The organism is Epibacterium sp. HA2-3 (assembly GCF_055693725.2).
On the sequence record NZ_JBVFUL020000002.1, the window covers coordinates 658,788 to 675,080 of the forward strand.

Here is a 16,293-nt window from a genome sequence, read left to right on the forward strand (position 1 = left end):
CTTCAGTTTGAGTCTGTTGCGGACGAAAAGCGCAAGCCCTGTCAGCGTTCGCCTTCGACGACCTGCGTAGAAATCAGTCCCATATGGGAGGACAAATGGGTCACCCGGTCATCTGGCTGGAGATAGCGCCCGGAGGCGAGCTCTTCTTCGATAAATGATGCCACCACCGATGTGTAGGGAGAGGTCCCTTTGAACACATCGCCTTCGGTCACATATTTCAGAGCACCGCGCAGAATTTGTCGCAGCGTGGGCGGCATAAAGATAACGCCCTCTGCAGTGCCAGACATCAGTACTTGGCCCCGTCCGATCGTGCCATCGTTGACCAGGTGCCAGTAGCGATTGCGATAGAGGAACCTTTGCTGCTGCGTATCCGCCAACACGTTTTCGATCAAATCGCGAAAGGACAAGATCATATCGCCTGCGCGGGTATCCTGCCTTAGCTCCTCGTTGACCCAAGTTACCAGGCGTTCTTCTGCGACAAAGTCCTGCCAGGTGTTTGGCACGACAAAAAACCCACCGGATGGAAACTGACCTGGTCCGCTCTTGGCGTCGCTAAAGCCCGTTCCTGAGTCCAGGTTATCGGGATCCACCAGACGCGAGAGGACTGCCCGATCGGTAAAGTCGCCACAGAGGAAAAAGCCTTTGCGTGCGGCGTCAAAATCCTCAACGGTTTTGATGTCGCGGTCGAACCGCGCGCAGATTTCAACTTCGTAGTCCAAAAGTGTCTGGGGGCTTGTTTCAACTGAGGTCACGGGAGGTGTCGCTGCGCCAAACTTGGGGAAATTGAATACTCCTTGCGCATTGGTTTCTTCTTGGTGCTCGGGGAAATTTGTCCCGCTGGCGACGTGACGTGTCGCAGAGCCAGCGGCCGGAAGCAGACGGTCATACTCAAATCTCTCGGTTGACAGCTCACCTCTGTTTGCACGCAGCGCTATCTTGGCAAGGTTCCCAGCGCCGATTTCGTCGAGAACCTCAAAGAAGTCTATTGCGCCGGTCCAGTTTCCCGCCGTCAAGTCTATCGCAGTAATGCCCTCTCTGTTTGCCTCGGTTATGAGGAGCATGTGAGGCGTGTCCCCTGAGGCGGTCCGGGTCAGCGCCAGCGTGATGCCATCCTCCGGAGCGAGCACGCCCATCTTGAGGGTCGTGCTTTCGGCGTTGAAGTGGTTCCGGCGTTTGGGATCCTCGTCAAGCGTGAGCCAGATCGTGGCCGCCAATGACAGGCCTGCACAGAGAAGCAGAACGGAATATCGCATCAGATCCCCCTCAAAACCGGAACATTACGCCGGCAGACAGGCTTGCTGCGTTGTCGTCAAAGCTGACACTACTGTCTGCGGCGTCTCCCAAGAGGGTGGCGTAGTCCAAGCTTGCAAAAACGATCACCTGCTCGCGCAGTGCGTAGCTTGCAGTGAGATTCAAACCGGCCTGAGACATCCCCGCGTTGGCGTCATAGGCCGCCAACCCCGAAGTAACCGACTGCGCGTTGGAAACCGAGAAGAAGGAATCCATCCAGTTGTCATCGGCCCAGATCAGGTAGGGCGACACCGAGAGCCCCGCGCGTTCGCTGAGCTGAATGTCATATCCGCCAGAGAGTTTGGCGCGGGTTCCTTCGTGACCATCGCTATTCAATCCGCGCATCACTTCGAGTCCGTAGCTGAATGGCCCAGTCTGATACTCGAGGAACAGTGACGCCATTGCCCCCGCGTCCACGTCCGACAGCCCCGCGAGTCGCGGATCATCTTCGACGCTGCGAGAGGTGAAGTCATATCCCACCCCAAGGCCATAGCTGAGTTCACCGCGCCCCAGTGAGCGGCTGTGCTCGAGCCCCAGCCCGCGCTGGTTCACCACGACATACTGGCCGATCTTGAGATCAACGACGGGGAAGAGGCCGCTGTCATTCTCGTCCGCTCCGGGAAACGTCGGTCCAGTGCCAAACCCCAGGCCAACAGCGCCACTGACTAGCTTATTCTCGGCATGGGCCGGGGTAGACAGGAGAACACAGAGGGCTGCTCCGAGTGCTGCCAGGTTCGATTTGCTTTGCATTTTTTGAGACCTTTCAAAGCCAAAATTCCCACCGCGGCGAACACATCGGCGCGGTGGGCAAAAACTTGTCCGAGACGTTGGGGCAGGACAGCGAAAGCACTTGAAACAACGAGGATTTTTCGCGGGCGGTTCAGGTCAGTACGCGAACGGTCGATATCGACCACTGGCGTAAAACCGGTGTCCATGGACCGAGCACCGGTCTAGAGTGGCGGCGATTTGATCGCGGATTTGGACAGGCGCATTCGATGAAGACAGAACTCACCACCCGACAGGTTTTCTCCTATGTATTCAGAGATGCCACACCAAGAAAAACGCTAGTGATCTGCCTGGGTGGTACTCTGGCTTGTGCAGTTCTGTTGGCGCTTTTTGAGCCTCGTGCGAGTCGGGATCTGCCGTTTTTATGGGCCCTGTTTCACTGGGCCGCACATCTTGCCGGAGGGCTGGGGGTCCTGATCGCAGTCTACCTAACCGCTCAGCGTGCGGGGTTATCGGATCGCTGGCGGGTCACGTTGGCGGTTGCAGCTCTACCTTTTGGGGTGGCATTTCTTTCAGTAGGGATCGAGACACTCATTGCCGCTGCAATCGGGGAGCCGCAGTTTCGAGCGGATGGCTATTGGGAAGAGCTGCAACATGTTGCCTTGCCCGCTATAAGTTTGACCTCTGTCGCGCTTCTTGCGGTTTTCAAGGCGGTGGAGATGGCCTTTGCGCGCCAATCGGAGATCCTGTCGCGTTTTGCAAAGAAGCCTTCGCTCAGGACTATGTTTCCAGAACTTCCCGCCGCGCTGGGCGAGGATCTGGTCAGCGCAAGCGCGAATGATCACTACGTCCATCTGCGAACGACTGAGGGCAGCGCCATGCTCAGTCGGCGATTTTCGGATTGTGTCGAGCAATTGTCCGCGTTTGACGGGGTGCAGGTGCACCGTTCACATTGGGTCCACCTCGCGCATGTGTCGCATGTGCGCACCAACGGGAGCAGCTATCTCTGCTCCATGCTGGACGGAACGGAGATCCCTGTAAGTCGCCGCAAATACGCGGACCTAAAGCTAAGCCTCCAACACTTCACAAAAATAGCGCGCCGCGACACGATCTGAAACGCTGGGGGCAGTTGTTGCGTCTCCATCTAAGCAAGGGGGAACCAATGCGGTGTCGAAGAGCGGGTCTGCAAGGATAGGCGACGGGCCAATGGGTCTTTATTCTAGATCAAAGATCTGAAGGCGGCTGCGGACTATATATCTGACGAGCAGCAGCTTCGGCCCGCCACATTTACCTCGGAGGATCCACATGAACGACGCCAGCGCGCATCCAGACGACCCGCATTATGTAAACAGGAGCGGTTGGCTCCGCGCGGCGGTTCTTGGGGCCAACGATGGGATCGTCTCTGTCTCTTCGCTGGTTGTCGGCGTTGCGGCGGCAGATCCCGGCCCGCGTCCGGTCTTGATCGCAGGTATCGCCGGTCTGGTGGCGGGCGCGATGTCGATGGCGGCGGGTGAATACGTTTCGGTGTCGTCGCAGTCGGATGTGGAACAGGCTGACATCGAACGCGAGCGTCGCGCGCTGAGTGAGACGCCCGAGGCTGAGCTGGAAGAGCTCATCGAGATCTATGAGGGGCGCGGGCTGAGCAGACCCACCGCCGAGGCGGTTGCAAAGGAGTTGACCGAAAGGGATGCCCTTGAGGCTCATATTCGGGATGAGTTGGGCTTGTCTGAAGTCCACACCGCAAATCCTCTGCAGGCTGCTTTGGCGTCGGGGGCGACCTTTAGCGTTGCAGCAGCCATTCCGGTGCTGGCTGCGATCTTGGCACCTGGGTCGGCCATCATTCCCGTGGTGCTGATCGTGACCATTTTTGCGTTGGCCATTCTCGGAGCGCTTGGCGCAATAGCTGGAGCGGCCCCTATCGCGCCTGCGGTCATCCGCGTTGTGGGATGGGGTGTCTTCGCGATGGTCGTCACAGCCGTCATCGGCTGGTTGTTTGGTGTGAGCGTATAGGCTCGGATTGGCGCGAGCAGCGGGGTGCAACAGGCGGAGGCGTCCGTTGCGTAAGCGCGCGGGGCAGGGCGCGTCGATTCACGCGCCCCTTGCATGCGCGCCTACAGCAATTCGGACATCTCCACGGTGCGGTTCTCGGCAATCGACATCTGTGCGGCCAGTCCCATCAAGACGGCCATTTTGCCGTCATTCAGGCTGACTTCGGGGGTGCTACGCTCCCCGCGCACCAGTTCGAGAAATTTCTGGTGCTGGTAGAAGGTCGATCCATTGTGATCCCCTGCATCAAGGATCGTGGGATCGACGGGAATATCGCGCTCTTCTGGCCCTTTGGGATTGCGCGGCGAAAGCACAAGCTTGGGCACAGGGGCGTCACCCAGATGGGACGGCCAGAAGCGGCCGGGACCGGGCACAAAAGCCTCGACCTTTCCGTTGGGGCCGACGGCAGAGACGTCTTCCTGGTATTTCGATCCTTCTGCGAACATACACAACTCCAGCATGGCGCGCGCGCCAGACTCGAATTCGACGATCACATAGCCATTGTCGAGAATATCCGGGACGGCCCCATCGTAACGCTCGTCGAGATGATTCACGTCCTGTCTGCCCGAGGCCATGATGCGCACGGGCTCGGATTTGAGCGCCAGACGCATCAGGTCAAAGAAGTGGCAGCATTTTTCCACGAAGGTGCCACCCGATTGGGCGTTGAAGCGGTTCCAATCGTCGACCTTGCTAAGGAAAGGGAACCGATGTTCTCGCACCGTCAACATCTTGATGCCGCCCGTCGCGGTATCGGCCTCGTTCAGGAATGCTGTGATCGGCGGCATGTAGCGATATTCCATCGCAACCCAGACCGGAGCGGGGTAATGCGCAGCGAACTCCTCAATCCGGTTGAGATCGTCGAGGGTTGTGAACAATGGCTTTTCAACGAGAACCGGCAGCGGGTTCTGCGCGGCCAATGTTTCGAGCTGTTCAACGTGCCTGAAGTTGGGACTGGCAATCATAATGCAGTCCAGCTCTGCAATGGCCAAAAGCGCTTCGACACTGTCGACGAATTGCGCGTCGGGAGCGAATTTTGCCGCCTCTGCCTGCATCAGAGCGTTTGGCTCAAAGATTGCGGCGACCCTGGCGTCGGAAAGCAGAGCGATATTGCGAAGGTGTTCCTGACCCATCATGCCGCAGCCGATGATACCATATTGCGTGGGTTTTGACATCTTTCCTCCTACGTCAGACGCTGCACATAAAGTGCCTTGTCCGTGTCAAACCATGTTCGGGAAAACTCGACCGCATCGGGCGTCTGTGCCCAAGAAAAGCGTTCAATATATCCGACTACTTCGCCCGCAGGCTTGGTGAAACTCTCCGGTGTCCACTCTGGAACCCGCGCGATTGAGACGCGATCTTCGGCGCGGGTGATCCAGAACCCGAGGTTCAGCCGGTAGTAGCGATAGAGAGAATCAGACATTTGCGTGGGGTCGACGCGACCCGAGTCTCCGTCCAGCCAGATTTCCTCGATCGCGATTTTGACGCCATCCAGATACCGAAGCCGGCGCATTCGATTGCCGTGGGCAGAGGTGCCAAACGCCGGCAGATCATCCGGTTTTTTGACATAGTCCACGCTGAGAATATCCGCGTGTGGTAGGCCGCCGCCTTGGTGTAGCTCAAGGCGAAACATCGAGTAGATACTCTGTGCGCTCTGGCTTGATCTGACGTAATTTCCGGACCCTTGAACGCGCTCGAGAAGGCTCTGTTTTTCCAGTTCTAACAAGGCTTTGCGTAGCGTCCGCACCGTTGTGCCATACTGGGTGGCCAGCTGCCGCTCTGGCGGCAGGCGCTCTCCGTTTACAAGCCGTCCCGCTGCAATTTCCCGGATCAGGGACTCGCTGATTTGGAGGTAGAGCGGGATCGACGTGGCGGAAATAGGCGCATCTGTCATGGGAAGGAGCTTGCCTTGCAGAAAAAATTGATACACCATTGATGTACATTAACGCGCAGGCTATGCAAGTCAAAATTGAGATCGAAGACTTGGGAGAAATCGATGACCGTTGTCCCCGTGACATCCGCCGATCTGGACGCCGTGGAAGTGTCCTGGTTCGCCGCGCTTTGCTCAGACGATTACCAGTTTCTGGGCGTGCCTGACGGCAATCTGCGTTCGTCCTGGGCACATTGTTCAAACATTGTGAAAGAGGCGGAAAAACAGGGGTTTCGGAACATCCTTTGCCCTTCTTCCTATCAGGTCGGGCAGGACACGCTTAGCTTTGTTGCGGGCTGTGCGCCGATCACCGACAAGATCAATCTTCTGGCCGCTGTCCGCTGTGGAGAAATGCAGCCGATCATGTTGGCGCGCACGATTGCAACGCTCGATCACATGCTCGAGGGGCGCTTGACGGTCAATATCATCTCTTCCGACTTCCCGGGCGAAAAAGCGGATAGCGATTATCGCTACCAGCGCTCACGCGAGGTCGTTGAAATCCTGAAGCAGGCCTGGACCCGCGATGAGATCAACTATCAGGGTGAGGTTTACAATTTCAGCGGTCTCACCACGGATCCGGCCCGGCCGTATCAGACCGGTGGCCCTCTCCTGTACTTTGGCGGGTACTCTCCAGCGGCATTGGAACTCTGCGGTCAGCATTGCGATGTTTACCTCATGTGGCCGGAGAAGATGGAAGAGCTCCAAGGGCGTATGCAGGCTGTCAACGCTGTGGCGGAAAAATACAATCGCACATTGGATTATGGGCTGCGTGTTCATACCATCGTGCGCGACACCGAGGCTGAAGCCCGTGAATATGCGGACTATATCGTCTCCAAGCTGGAAGACGAGCGGGGCAGCGCCATCCGCGAGCGTGCCCTGGACGCCAAATCACTCGGCGTGAGCCATCAGGCGAAGAACCGAGAAATTGCAGATAGCCATGGCTTTATCGAACCGAACCTCTGGACTGGTGTCGGGCGCGCCCGCTCCGGCTGTGGCGCCGCGCTGGTCGGCTCGACCGATCAGGTCATGAGCAAGCTCGAAGACTACCAGAAGATGGGCATTCGCGCGTTTATCTTCTCGGGCTACCCGCACCTCGAAGAAGCCAAGCATTTTGGTGCGCGGATCATGCCGCATTTGAAAACCTGTTCGTTGCCCGAGGCGCATGGCCGTGTTCCGTCCACAGCCCCGGCGACACCTCTTGCCGTAGGAGAACGCCGCTAATGGATCGCGTAAACCTGACATCTGATCTGTCGTTCAGCCGCCTTGTTTATGGGATGTGGCGCATCGGAGATGTAAAAGACACCTCCCCCGCCCACGTCGAAGCCAAGATCGCAGCCTGTCTCGAGCAAGGCATCACCACCTTTGATCAGGCCGACATCTATGGGGATTATGGCGCGGAGGCTATCTTGGGTGGAGCCTTGAAGGCGAACCCTTCTCTGCGCGACCAGATGGAGATCGTGACCAAGTGCGACATCGTCGCCCCGATTGGTCGATACGCCGACAAATCGGTGAAATACTACGACACATCGCGCGCGCACATCATGCACTCGGTTGAAACCTCACTGTCCGAGATGGGCATCGAGCAGATCGACCTTTTGCTGATCCACCGTCCCGACCCGCTGATGGATCACAATGAGACCGGCGCGGCGCTCGATGAACTGGTGACCTCCGGCAAGGTGCGCGCCGTCGGCGTGTCCAACTTCCGTCCATGGGATTGGTCGCTGTTGCAGTCGGCGATGAAGACACCACTTTCGACCAACCAGATCGAAATCTCTTTGGGAGAGGTTTCCCCCTTCACAAATGGCGATCTGGCTTTCCATCAGCAGCACAATCTCCCCGTTATGGCCTGGTCGCCGCTGGGCGGTGGCGGGCTGATGACCGCTACAAGTGAGCTTACCAAACGGATGGATGCAATTGCGGCTGCGCAGGACGTGGATCGCGCTGCTGTCGCGGTTGCCTTTCTGCTACGCCACCCGGCGCAGATCCTGCCAGTTTTGGGGACCAATAACCTCGACCGTATCAAAACGATCTCAGACGCAACCAAAGTCGAGCTGGATCGTGAAACCTGGTTCAAACTCTATGAGGCCGCATTGGGCAAAGAGGTGCCATGATGTCGATTGATGGACCTACTCTGACGCAGAGCTTCGAGCCGGATCCGTCCAATACCCGCCTGTTGCGGGATGCCTTCGGCCGGTTCGCAACTGGCGTGACTATCGTGACTGCTGCCACCGAAGAAGGCCCGGTCGCTATCACGGCAAACAGTTTTTCCTCAGTGTCGCTGACGCCCCCCTTGGTGCTCTGGTCGCCCGATCGCAACTCGCGCCGGTTCCCCTATTTCGAGAGAGCCGAACACTACGCCATTCACGTCCTCGCCGCAGAACAAGGCGACCTGTGTTGGCATGTGGCAAAAGATGCATTTGGCCTGAAGGAAATGGACCTTGCCGTAAATGACGAAGGGGTGCCGGTGCTGGAGGGATGCCTGGCCCGCTTTGAGTGCCGTCGCACGGCGATCTACGATGGAGGAGATCATGCGATTGTGCTCGGCGAGGTGCGCCGCGCCACTATGCGGGAGGATGGCGAGGCACTGACGTTCTTCAAAGGGCAGATGGGGCAGTTCGCAGCACGTTGAGGCACGGTATCGTTCTGGCCCCATGGGCCAGGGCGGTCTAAGGGAGGATGACAACAAATGAAGCCAATCCTGGCTCTACTGGCTGTATTACGCCCGCTCAACAGCGGGCTTTTGGCGGTTGGACGCTGGATCGGGGTGTGCGCCGTTGCCGCAATGGTGATTGCGATCCTGATTCAGGTTTTCTTTCGCTATGTGCTTGGAAATGCGCTGCCTTGGCCGGACGAGGCAGCGCGTTTCTGCATGCTGTGGATGACTGGCCTGATGGCGCCGACCGCGTTTCGGCGCGGTGGGTTTGTCGCCATTGATGTCTTCGAAGTCCTCTTGCGCGGGGTGGCAGTTCACCTGTTGCAACTGGTGCTTCTGGGCATCGCCATGAGCGTGCTGATCCTCGCCTTTCAGATCGGATACAAAGAAGTTGGCGGGATTGGCGGCCGCTTCGCCACCGCGTCTCTCTATGTCCCGACATCCTTTGCGTTTGATGAGTGGTACCGCGTCCCGCGCAGCTGGATGATGATGTCGCTTTTGGTCGGGGTCGGACTTTTGATCCTCGTGTGCATCGAGCTCATGCTCGAGCGCGTTGTGCATATCTTCGGGCAGGGCGACCTGTTGCCCGCACGCGACAAGTTCACCATGGGAGGTGCGGAGTAATGCTGATTTGGTTCCTCCCGGTATTTCTGGTCCTTTTGATGATCGGCCTACCGGTGTTCTTCAGCCTACTGGCGGCCCCCGGTGCGTTGCTGATTTTGAACGGTCAAGAACGCGACCTGACACTTCTTTATCGTAACCTTTACAATGGTATGGACAGCTTCCCGCTGATGGCGATCCCCTTCTTCATGTTGGCAGGGGAGTTGATGAACCGTGGCGGCATCACGCAGCGACTGGTGGAGTTCTCTCAGGCCTTGATGGGGCATCTGCGCGGGGGCTTGGCACAGGTGAACATCCTGTCTTCGATCCTCTTTGCTGGCCTGTCTGGCTCTGCGGTCGCAGACACTTCGGCCCTTGGGTCCATGCTGATCCCAGCGATGGAAAAAGAAGGCTATTCGCGTCGGTTCGCCGCTGCCATCACTGCCGCAAGTTCGGTCATCGGCCCGATTATCCCCCCTTCGGGCATCATGATCATCTACGCCTATGTTATGGGGGAAAGCGTCGCGGCGCTCTTCCTTGCCGGGATCGTTCCGGGTGTTCTGGTGGGGGTTGGGCTGATGGTCGCAGTGCGTCTGATGGCCAATCGGTACCAGTTGCCAGAAGCAAAACGCGTTGTTTTTGAAAAGGTTGAAATTGGCCGGATGGAATCCGTGGTGTCCTTTCTTCTGGTGCGCCTCAACCTCGGCCTGATCCTGTCGCAGTTCGTACCCAGCGGGGCAGACGCCACTGCGACAACTCATTGGTTGATCTTCCTCGCGAGTCTCCTTGCGGCGCATGGGCTGATGCTTGGCCTGAGACGCCAGGTCAGCCATGAGTTTCGCTTGATCTGCAAACGGGCTGTTGTCCCATTGCAGACCCCTGTGCTGATCCTTGGCGGTATCCTAGCCGGTGTGTTCACCCCGACAGAGGCCGCAGCCGTAGCGGTTGCTTATGCGATTTTCATCGGGTTTGGCGTGCTGCGGACCATGACGCTGGCAGATCTGCCGGATGTGCTGACTCGTGCGGGCATCACCTCTTCGGTTGTGCTCTTGCTGGTGGGGGCGGCGATGTCGTTCAAAACCGTTGTCAGCCTCAGCCATGCGCCGGAGCAGCTTGCCTCTTTCATTCTGACCCTGTCCGAGAACCCGCTGATCCTGTTGTTCCTGATCAACCTCTTGCTCTTCATCGTAGGGATGTTCCTCGATGCGGGGCCGGCGATCATCATTCTCGGTCCCATTCTCGGCCCCGTCTTTGCGGATCTCGGGGTGGAGTCGGTGCATTTTGCAATCATCATGTGCGTCAACCTGACGGTTGGCCTGGCGACGCCACCGATGGGGCTCGTGTTGTTTGTCGCGGCAGCGGTGTCTCACGAGAGGGTGACCACGATCGCGCGGGCGATCCTGCCTTTCCTGGCGATCGAGATCGCAGTGATCTTTCTGATCACTTTCGTACCCGCGATTTCCCTTACAGTTCCAAGGCTTACTGGGTTCTTGAACTAGTAGACAAAAAGAAGAGCATAACAGGAGGAGATATAAATGCTCAAAACTTTGGTTAAGACAGCTGCGCTGTCGGTGCTTTTGGCAGGCACCGCCCTGACAGCAAGTGCTGCCGATTACACACTGCGTGCAACGGCAAACTCAAACGAAAACGACGAAGACTACGATGGCCTCGTGGTTTTCAAAAACTACGTCGAAGCCGCATCCAATGGCGCCATCGAAGTGGAGCTGTTCATCGGTACACAGCTGTGCTCGAACGGGGCGGAATGCCTTCAGGGCGTCGCGGATGGTTCGATTGACATCTATATCTCGACCTCGGGCGGTGCCTCCGGCCTGTTCCCCTATGTGCAGGTTCTGGACCTCCCCTATCTGATGGCGGACGACCGGATTGCGGAGCATGTCCTGTCCGGTGATTTCACCCGCACCATGCGGGACATGGCTCTGGAAGATTCCGGCGACACCATTCGTCTAATGACCATCGGCAACACCGGCGGCTGGCGCAACTTTGCCAACACCAAACGCCGCATCGCAGAGCCTGCGGACATGGAAGGTTTGAAGATCCGCACCGTGGTTGCGGACCTGCCGCAAGAACTGGTCAAAGCCCTGGGTGCATCCCCGACCCCGATCCCGTGGCCGGAACTGTTCACCTCCTTTCAGACCGGAGTTGTTGAAGGGTCGAAGAACGGTATCACCGACATCATGGGCATGAAGTTCCCCGATGCTGGTTTGCAGTATGTCACCCTGGATGGCCACGCCTACATGGGGGCCTTGTGGTGGATGTCGAACCAAAGCTTCCAGGCGATGCCGGAAGACATGCGCCGCGTGGTTGTGGACGGCTTCTACGCGCTGCAGCAGGCGACCTTCGCATCTCCGAAGCGTAAATCCATCGCGGCTTACGAAGAATTCGTAGCAGGTGGTGGCGACCTCTACGTACCGACCCCGGACCAGAAAGCCGCCTTCAAAGAAGCCGCTTCCCCGGTCTACGACTGGTTCAAGTCCAACGTGACCCGTGGTGACGAAATCTTCACCGCGCTGACCGACGCCGTGGCAGCTGCCGAGGCCGAGATCGACGCGGATCGCGCCAAAGACCTGAAATAAGGCTGTAAACAAAGGGGCCGTCTCATTGCGCGGCGGCCCTTATCCGATACGCTCAGGGAAAGAACGTTTGGGAAGGGAAGGGGCACGCATGATCCTGCATTGTGTATTCTGCAATTTTTCCGACGAAGCTCGCGCAGTCGAGCAGCATGCTGTGTTGTCAGAATTGCGCGATTTTGCCCTGTCGATCCGCCGCTGCATGAGCGCGGAATTCGGGCCCAATCGGGATTTCGAACAGAAGACACAAGACTACAGTCATGGGTTTGTGTTGCAGTTTAAGGACAAAGACGCCTTGGATGAATACGCCAAACACCCGATCCATCTGGCTCTGGCCGCGCGGCTGGTCAATCTTTGCGTCGGTGGGGCGGATGGTATTCTGGTCTATGATCTCGAGGTTGAAGACTGACGCGCGCGCCAGGCCGTGCGCCAGTTCTCATCTGTGAATGTCCCGGGACGTCTTTTTAGTGGCCCCGTTAATGGAACGGGTACATCCAGACCTTGTAATCGGAGACAAGGATATGCGCTTTTTCAATCTGCGCTGGGGTCATCTTTTTGACCACCTCCTCAAGACTGATCGCAGCGTCGGGGTCTCCACCGATGGCCGACAGGGTGTACCACATGTAGGCGCGCACAAGGTCCGGGGCGGGCATGCCGCGCCCAACCTCATAGTACCAGCCAATGCCGGACTGCGCGCCGGGATGTCCTTTCATGGCGCTGCGCAGGTACCATTCAAAGGCGCGGGTGTCGTCGCGTTCAACGCCCAGACCCATGGCATACATGACGCCGATCAATTCCTCGGCATCAGCGTTGCCGGATCGCGCAGCTGGCCAAAGTTCCTGCTTGGCGTCCTCAAAGTCGCCCGCCTCCATCAGGTCCCGCGCCTTTTCGATTTCAGCAAAACCGGTGGTTGCGATCATCCCAGCCAGCGTGGCTGCAATGATCCTGTGCGTTGCAAACTTCATCATCTTGTTTCACTCCTGTTGACGGTATTTATCGCCGTCAGCGCTCCTCATTGGGCCGCAGCTGCACCTGATGTCCCACCGGCTTTGACACCCGATGATTTCATGGCGACCGATCCCGCCAAAGCCGAACTCGGTCGCCTGCTATTTTATGACAAAATACTGTCAGGGAACAGAAATATCAGCTGCGGCACCTGTCATCATCCGCGTCACGGAACCTCTGATGGGCTCTCTTTGGGACTGGGCGAGGGGGGGCATGGATTGGGGCCGGAACGCCAAAGCGATACGGGACAAAACCGGGTGCAAAAACGTGTGCCCCGGAACGCGCCAGCGCTTTGGAACCTCGGGGCGCAGGCGCTTGAGCATGTGATGCATGACGGCCGCGTGAGCCGGGATCCGATCTATGGAAATGGGTTTAATACGCCCGCAGAGGAGTGGTTGCCACAGGGTCTTCAATCCTTGCTTGCCGCCCAAGCGCTGTTCCCAATGACCTCGAGCATCGAGATGGCGGGCAACGTAGGCGAAAACGAGGTCATCGGCGCCGCCCGCGATCGGATCGATGCGGCCTGGCCCATTCTGGCCAAACGGGTGCGGGTCATCCCGGAATACAGCGAGCGTTTTATTAGCGCGTTTGAGGACATCCGTACTGCACCGGACGTCAATATCACACATATTGCCGAGGCTTTGGCGCATTTCATGGTGCAGGATTTCACCTCTTATGACAGCCCGTTCGATGCCTATCTTGCCGGCGACGATACCGCCTTGTCCGCAAGTCAGAAGCGTGGCGCAGATCTGTTTTTCGGGACCGCTGGCTGCAGCGGTTGCCACGCCGGATCCTTGCTGACGGATCAGGGGTTTCATGCACTGGGGCTCCCAGCCTTTGGGCCGGGGCGCACACGGAAGTTTGATCCCTATGCACGCGATGTGGGGCGCGCGGGCGAGAGCGATGCTCTTGAAGATTTCTACCGCTTTCGGACGCCGATGTTGCGCAATGTCGCGCTGACGGCCCCTTACGGGCATAACGGTGCCTTTCCGACGCTGGAGTTGATGGTCCGGCATCATCTGGATCCCGTCAGATCGCGTGAGGCTTGGTCGCCTGAGCTTCTGGTGTTGCCTGATGTGACGTGGCTGCGCGAGATCGATTTTGTGATCCGACAAGATAGACTCGAAATGGTGCGACAGGCCGCAGCGCGCGATATAGATATCCCACCGCGCACCGATGCGGAAGTCGCTGATCTGGTTGCATTTTTGCACAGTTTGACCGGTGCGCGGGCCGAGGCACAGACATCTGAAATTCCCAAGACCGTTCCAAGCGGCCTTCCAGTAGACAGGTAAGGATCAATGGAAACACAATCCATCGCGCCACGCGGGCGCTTCGTCGCGCGTGCGTTTCTGCTAAAGGCGCGCGACATCGGCCCGGGGCTTGCTCTTGCCGCCATGATCGCAATGGCCGCGCAGTTCATCTCGGACCACTATGGCGCGCCAGTGATGCTGATGGCGATCCTTCTGGGCATCCCTTTCCAGTTCCTGTCGCAAGAGCCTCGCACCGGTCCTGGCATTCAATTTGCGGCGCGCGTTGTGTTGCGCATCGGGGTCGCCTTGTTGGGGCTGCGCGTGAGTGTCGAGATGATCCATGGGCTTGGGATGGAGTTCATCCTTGTGGTCTTTGCCGGGGTGTTTTTGACCATCATATGCTCCATCGTATTGGCACCAATGCTCGGCAAAGACCGGCTCTTTGGGTTTTTGACCGGGGGTGCTGTTGCGATCTGCGGGGCTTCCGCCGCCCTTGCAATCTCATCAGTTCTGCCAAAGACCCAAGATAGTGAGCGCAACCTGAGCTTTACGGTAATCGCGGTGACGTTGATGTCGACGGTTGCCATGATCTTCTACCCAATCCTGGCCGAGAGCCTGGGATTGGATGCGCGTCATGCGGGTGTCTTTCTTGGAGGCACGATCCATGATGTCGCGCAGGTTGTTGGCGCGGGGTATTCGATCGACACCGAGACAGGCGACTTTTCTACCGTTGTCAAACTGTTCCGGGTCACATTACTGGCGCCGATCGTATTCCTCGGCGCGCTGGTCCTGCGCAATCAAGTCCCTGCTGGCGCCAAGCGTCCGCCGTTGATCCCCGGTTTTGTTTTGGCCTTCCTGATTTTCGCGGCGCTGAACTCGATGCATTTGATCCCAGAGGTGCTGGTGCAGCCAAGCGATACGCTGTCGCGCGCTGCGCTTGTGACGGCGGTCGCTGCAGTGGGAATGAAGACTTCCATCGGCGAGTTGCGCTCGCTAGGGGGGAGCTCCGTTGCAATGATCGTTGCGCAGACAATTGGACTTGCGGTGTTCGTGCTGGCCTTTGTCGTGATGTGACACGCCATTTCCACCAAACCTGCGCGGGCAGCGTGTCTTGGTCTCGTCCAATGGGTTCGCCCTTGAATGTACCAGGCCCCTTATATCAGGGGCTTGGTACACTCGTTTCATGTGTTATCCCGCTGCATGCAGGGGCGCCGCGTTCAGGTCAGGTCGACCGGTCCGCCCTCGACCCATGATCGCGTTGCGGCATCCGCCAGAAGCTGGGCTTGCAAGCCATCAAACAGGCTGGGGGTCGGCGCACTGCCTGTTTCGATTGCCGCGACGAAATGAGACATCTCCGCATGATAGGCGGCCTTATAGCGCTCCAGAAAGAAGTGCTGAACCGGGGCTCTGGTGAACCCGGACTGCGTTGCGATTTCCACGGTTGTCTCATGCACGTTTTCCGCGCGCAGCATACCGCCAGAGCCGTGGACTTCGATCCTCTGGTCATATCCATAGCTTGCCCGCCGCGAGTTGGTGATCTGACAGATCTTGCCGCTTGCGGTGGTGAGCGTGACGGCGGCTGTGTCGACATCGCCAGCCCTGCCAATCTCGGGGTCGATCAGCGCCGAGCCAACCGCGTAGACCCGTACCATTTCTTCGCCCAGCAAGAACCGCGCCATATCGAGATCGTGGATCATCATGTCACGAAACAGCCCGCCCGAGCTCTGGATGTAGTTGACGGGTGGCGGAGAGGGATCTCGTGACTGGATCGTCACGATCTCGACCTCGCCGATCTGCTTCTGGCGGAGCCGCATTTGCAGGTCGGCAAAGTTCGGGTCAAACCGTCGATTGAACGCTGTCAGAAAGGGGACGCCCGCGCGTTCCACTGCAGCTATACAATCGCGAATGCGGTCAGACGACAGATCCACTGGTTTTTCACAAAAGATCGCTTTGCCAGCGCGGGCTGCCGCGTGGATGAGATCATAATGCGTGTCTGTTGGGGTGCCGATCACGACGGCATCCACCTCTGTGCTTTCGATCAGCGCCAAAGGGTCCAGAACTTGCGCGCCGGTACTTTCGGCCAAGGCCTGTGCGGGCTCTGCAAAGGCATCTGCAACTGCCGTCACGGTGGCACCTTCAATCTGGCTGATCGAGCGCGCGTGAACTTGACCAATCCGGCCGCAGCCGAGAAGTCCGATCCTTGCCATT

Annotated in this window: 17 protein-coding genes; 11 read left to right on the top strand and 6 right to left on the bottom strand. The window is 58.2% G+C overall.

The annotated features are described in order from the left end of the window. Nucleotides 1-41: 41 nt before the first annotated feature. The gene (locus ACZ1HH_RS17595) at nucleotides 42-1,253 is read right to left on the bottom strand and encodes a fumarylacetoacetate hydrolase family protein (RefSeq protein WP_472635527.1); all 1,212 of its coding nucleotides are present in this window, start codon (nucleotides 1,251-1,253) and stop codon (nucleotides 42-44) included. A gap of 10 nt (nucleotides 1,254-1,263) precedes the next feature. After that, nucleotides 1,264-2,040: a MipA/OmpV family protein gene (locus tag ACZ1HH_RS17600; RefSeq protein ID WP_472635528.1), complete on the bottom strand. Its 777-nt coding sequence runs from the start codon at nucleotides 2,038-2,040 to the stop codon at nucleotides 1,264-1,266. Nucleotides 2,041-2,285: 245 nt separating this feature from the next. Here ACZ1HH_RS17600 and ACZ1HH_RS17605 point away from each other — a divergent pair, with 245 nt between their 5' ends. Further along, entirely contained in the window at nucleotides 2,286-3,131 is an 846-nt protein-coding gene (locus ACZ1HH_RS17605; protein ID WP_472635529.1) for a LytTR family DNA-binding domain-containing protein, read from the top strand. A gap of 190 nt (nucleotides 3,132-3,321) precedes the next feature. After that, on the top strand, nucleotides 3,322-4,026 hold the full coding sequence (locus ACZ1HH_RS17610; protein WP_472635530.1) for a VIT1/CCC1 transporter family protein: 705 nt from the start codon (nucleotides 3,322-3,324) through the stop codon (nucleotides 4,024-4,026). Between the two features lie 101 nt (nucleotides 4,027-4,127). Here ACZ1HH_RS17610 and ACZ1HH_RS17615 read toward each other — a convergent pair whose 3' ends face one another. Continuing rightward, entirely contained in the window at nucleotides 4,128-5,234 is a 1,107-nt protein-coding gene (locus ACZ1HH_RS17615; RefSeq protein WP_472635531.1) for a Gfo/Idh/MocA family protein, read from the bottom strand. Between the two features lie 8 nt (nucleotides 5,235-5,242). Beyond that, nucleotides 5,243-5,953 carry a GntR family transcriptional regulator gene (locus ACZ1HH_RS17620; protein WP_472635532.1) on the bottom strand — a complete coding sequence of 237 codons (711 nt, stop codon included), beginning with the start codon at nucleotides 5,951-5,953 and terminating at the stop codon, nucleotides 5,243-5,245. A 102-nt stretch (nucleotides 5,954-6,055) separates the two neighbouring features. Here ACZ1HH_RS17620 and ACZ1HH_RS17625 point away from each other — a divergent pair, with 102 nt between their 5' ends. From ACZ1HH_RS17625 to ACZ1HH_RS17655, 7 genes are all read left to right on the top strand, one after another. Beyond that, complete coding sequence (locus tag ACZ1HH_RS17625) at nucleotides 6,056-7,210, top strand: LLM class flavin-dependent oxidoreductase (protein ID WP_472635533.1); 1,155 nt, start codon at nucleotides 6,056-6,058, stop codon at nucleotides 7,208-7,210. Next, a complete protein-coding gene (locus ACZ1HH_RS17630; RefSeq protein WP_472635534.1) occupies nucleotides 7,210-8,100 on the top strand; it encodes an aldo/keto reductase in 891 nt (296 codons plus the stop codon). Before ACZ1HH_RS17625 ends, ACZ1HH_RS17630 begins: the two co-directional genes overlap by 1 nt. Beyond that, the gene (locus ACZ1HH_RS17635; RefSeq protein WP_011536975.1) at nucleotides 8,100-8,618 is read left to right on the top strand and encodes a flavin reductase family protein; all 519 of its coding nucleotides are present in this window, start codon (nucleotides 8,100-8,102) and stop codon (nucleotides 8,616-8,618) included. Before ACZ1HH_RS17630 ends, ACZ1HH_RS17635 begins: the two co-directional genes overlap by 1 nt. Nucleotides 8,619-8,675: 57 nt before the next feature. Beyond that, complete coding sequence (locus ACZ1HH_RS17640) at nucleotides 8,676-9,266, top strand: TRAP transporter small permease (RefSeq protein ID WP_472635535.1); 591 nt, start codon at nucleotides 8,676-8,678, stop codon at nucleotides 9,264-9,266. Then, on the top strand, nucleotides 9,266-10,741 hold the full coding sequence (locus ACZ1HH_RS17645) for a TRAP transporter large permease (RefSeq protein WP_011536973.1): 1,476 nt from the start codon (nucleotides 9,266-9,268) through the stop codon (nucleotides 10,739-10,741). The genes ACZ1HH_RS17640 and ACZ1HH_RS17645 overlap by 1 nt, the downstream gene beginning before the upstream one ends. Before the next feature lie 36 nt (nucleotides 10,742-10,777). Then, nucleotides 10,778-11,836 (top strand): TRAP transporter substrate-binding protein, encoded by a 1,059-nt coding sequence (locus tag ACZ1HH_RS17650; RefSeq protein ID WP_011536972.1) that lies wholly within the window; start codon nucleotides 10,778-10,780, stop codon nucleotides 11,834-11,836. Between the two features lie 88 nt (nucleotides 11,837-11,924). Then, entirely contained in the window at nucleotides 11,925-12,239 is a 315-nt protein-coding gene (locus ACZ1HH_RS17655; RefSeq protein WP_472635536.1) for a Dabb family protein, read from the top strand. Between the two features lie 67 nt (nucleotides 12,240-12,306). Here the strand turns inward: ACZ1HH_RS17655 and ACZ1HH_RS17660 are convergent, their stop codons facing one another. Then, a complete protein-coding gene (locus tag ACZ1HH_RS17660) occupies nucleotides 12,307-12,750 on the bottom strand; it encodes a tetratricopeptide repeat protein (RefSeq protein ID WP_487320525.1) in 444 nt (147 codons plus the stop codon). 147 nt (nucleotides 12,751-12,897) lie between these two features. Between ACZ1HH_RS17660 and ACZ1HH_RS17665 the strand changes: the two genes are divergently transcribed. Together ACZ1HH_RS17665 and ACZ1HH_RS17670 are read left to right on the top strand one after the other, a co-directional pair. After that, on the top strand, nucleotides 12,898-14,127 hold the full coding sequence (locus ACZ1HH_RS17665; RefSeq protein WP_487320465.1) for a cytochrome-c peroxidase: 1,230 nt from the start codon (nucleotides 12,898-12,900) through the stop codon (nucleotides 14,125-14,127). Nucleotides 14,128-14,133: 6 nt separating this feature from the next. After that, nucleotides 14,134-15,159, top strand: coding sequence for a YeiH family protein (locus ACZ1HH_RS17670; RefSeq protein WP_487320466.1), 1,026 nt, complete (start codon nucleotides 14,134-14,136; stop codon nucleotides 15,157-15,159). Nucleotides 15,160-15,302: 143 nt separating this feature from the next. On the opposite strand, the gene iolG is transcribed toward ACZ1HH_RS17670, so the two are convergent. Further along, on the bottom strand, nucleotides 15,303-16,292 hold the full coding sequence (gene iolG / locus ACZ1HH_RS17675) for an inositol 2-dehydrogenase (protein ID WP_472635541.1): 990 nt from the start codon (nucleotides 16,290-16,292) through the stop codon (nucleotides 15,303-15,305). Between the last annotated feature and the right edge of the window lies 1 nt (nucleotide 16,293).

What these genes read in the sequence shown, in the direction of transcription:
- ACZ1HH_RS17655 (WP_472635536.1), top strand. Translation starts at nt 11,925, where the DNA reads ATGATCCTGCATTGTGTATTCTGCAATTTTTCCGACGAAGCTCGCGCA.
- ACZ1HH_RS17620 (WP_472635532.1), bottom strand. Translation starts at nt 5,953, where the DNA reads ATGACAGATGCGCCTATTTCCGCCACGTCGATCCCGCTCTACCTCCAA.
- ACZ1HH_RS17630 (WP_472635534.1), top strand. Translation starts at nt 7,210, where the DNA reads ATGGATCGCGTAAACCTGACATCTGATCTGTCGTTCAGCCGCCTTGTT.
- ACZ1HH_RS17610 (WP_472635530.1), top strand. Translation starts at nt 3,322, where the DNA reads ATGAACGACGCCAGCGCGCATCCAGACGACCCGCATTATGTAAACAGG.
- iolG (WP_472635541.1), bottom strand. Translation starts at nt 16,292, where the DNA reads ATGGCAAGGATCGGACTTCTCGGCTGCGGCCGGATTGGTCAAGTTCAC.
- ACZ1HH_RS17635 (WP_011536975.1), top strand. Translation starts at nt 8,100, where the DNA reads ATGTCGATTGATGGACCTACTCTGACGCAGAGCTTCGAGCCGGATCCG.
- ACZ1HH_RS17615 (WP_472635531.1), bottom strand. Translation starts at nt 5,234, where the DNA reads ATGTCAAAACCCACGCAATATGGTATCATCGGCTGCGGCATGATGGGT.
- ACZ1HH_RS17625 (WP_472635533.1), top strand. Translation starts at nt 6,056, where the DNA reads ATGACCGTTGTCCCCGTGACATCCGCCGATCTGGACGCCGTGGAAGTG.
- ACZ1HH_RS17645 (WP_011536973.1), top strand. Translation starts at nt 9,266, where the DNA reads ATGCTGATTTGGTTCCTCCCGGTATTTCTGGTCCTTTTGATGATCGGC.
- ACZ1HH_RS17660 (WP_487320525.1), bottom strand. Translation starts at nt 12,750, where the DNA reads ATGATCGCAACCACCGGTTTTGCTGAAATCGAAAAGGCGCGGGACCTG.
- ACZ1HH_RS17650 (WP_011536972.1), top strand. Translation starts at nt 10,778, where the DNA reads ATGCTCAAAACTTTGGTTAAGACAGCTGCGCTGTCGGTGCTTTTGGCA.
- ACZ1HH_RS17600 (WP_472635528.1), bottom strand. Translation starts at nt 2,040, where the DNA reads ATGCAAAGCAAATCGAACCTGGCAGCACTCGGAGCAGCCCTCTGTGTT.
- ACZ1HH_RS17595 (WP_472635527.1), bottom strand. Translation starts at nt 1,253, where the DNA reads ATGCGATATTCCGTTCTGCTTCTCTGTGCAGGCCTGTCATTGGCGGCC.
- ACZ1HH_RS17640 (WP_472635535.1), top strand. Translation starts at nt 8,676, where the DNA reads ATGAAGCCAATCCTGGCTCTACTGGCTGTATTACGCCCGCTCAACAGC.
- ACZ1HH_RS17670 (WP_487320466.1), top strand. Translation starts at nt 14,134, where the DNA reads ATGGAAACACAATCCATCGCGCCACGCGGGCGCTTCGTCGCGCGTGCG.
- ACZ1HH_RS17605 (WP_472635529.1), top strand. Translation starts at nt 2,286, where the DNA reads ATGAAGACAGAACTCACCACCCGACAGGTTTTCTCCTATGTATTCAGA.
- ACZ1HH_RS17665 (WP_487320465.1), top strand. Translation starts at nt 12,898, where the DNA reads ATGGCGACCGATCCCGCCAAAGCCGAACTCGGTCGCCTGCTATTTTAT.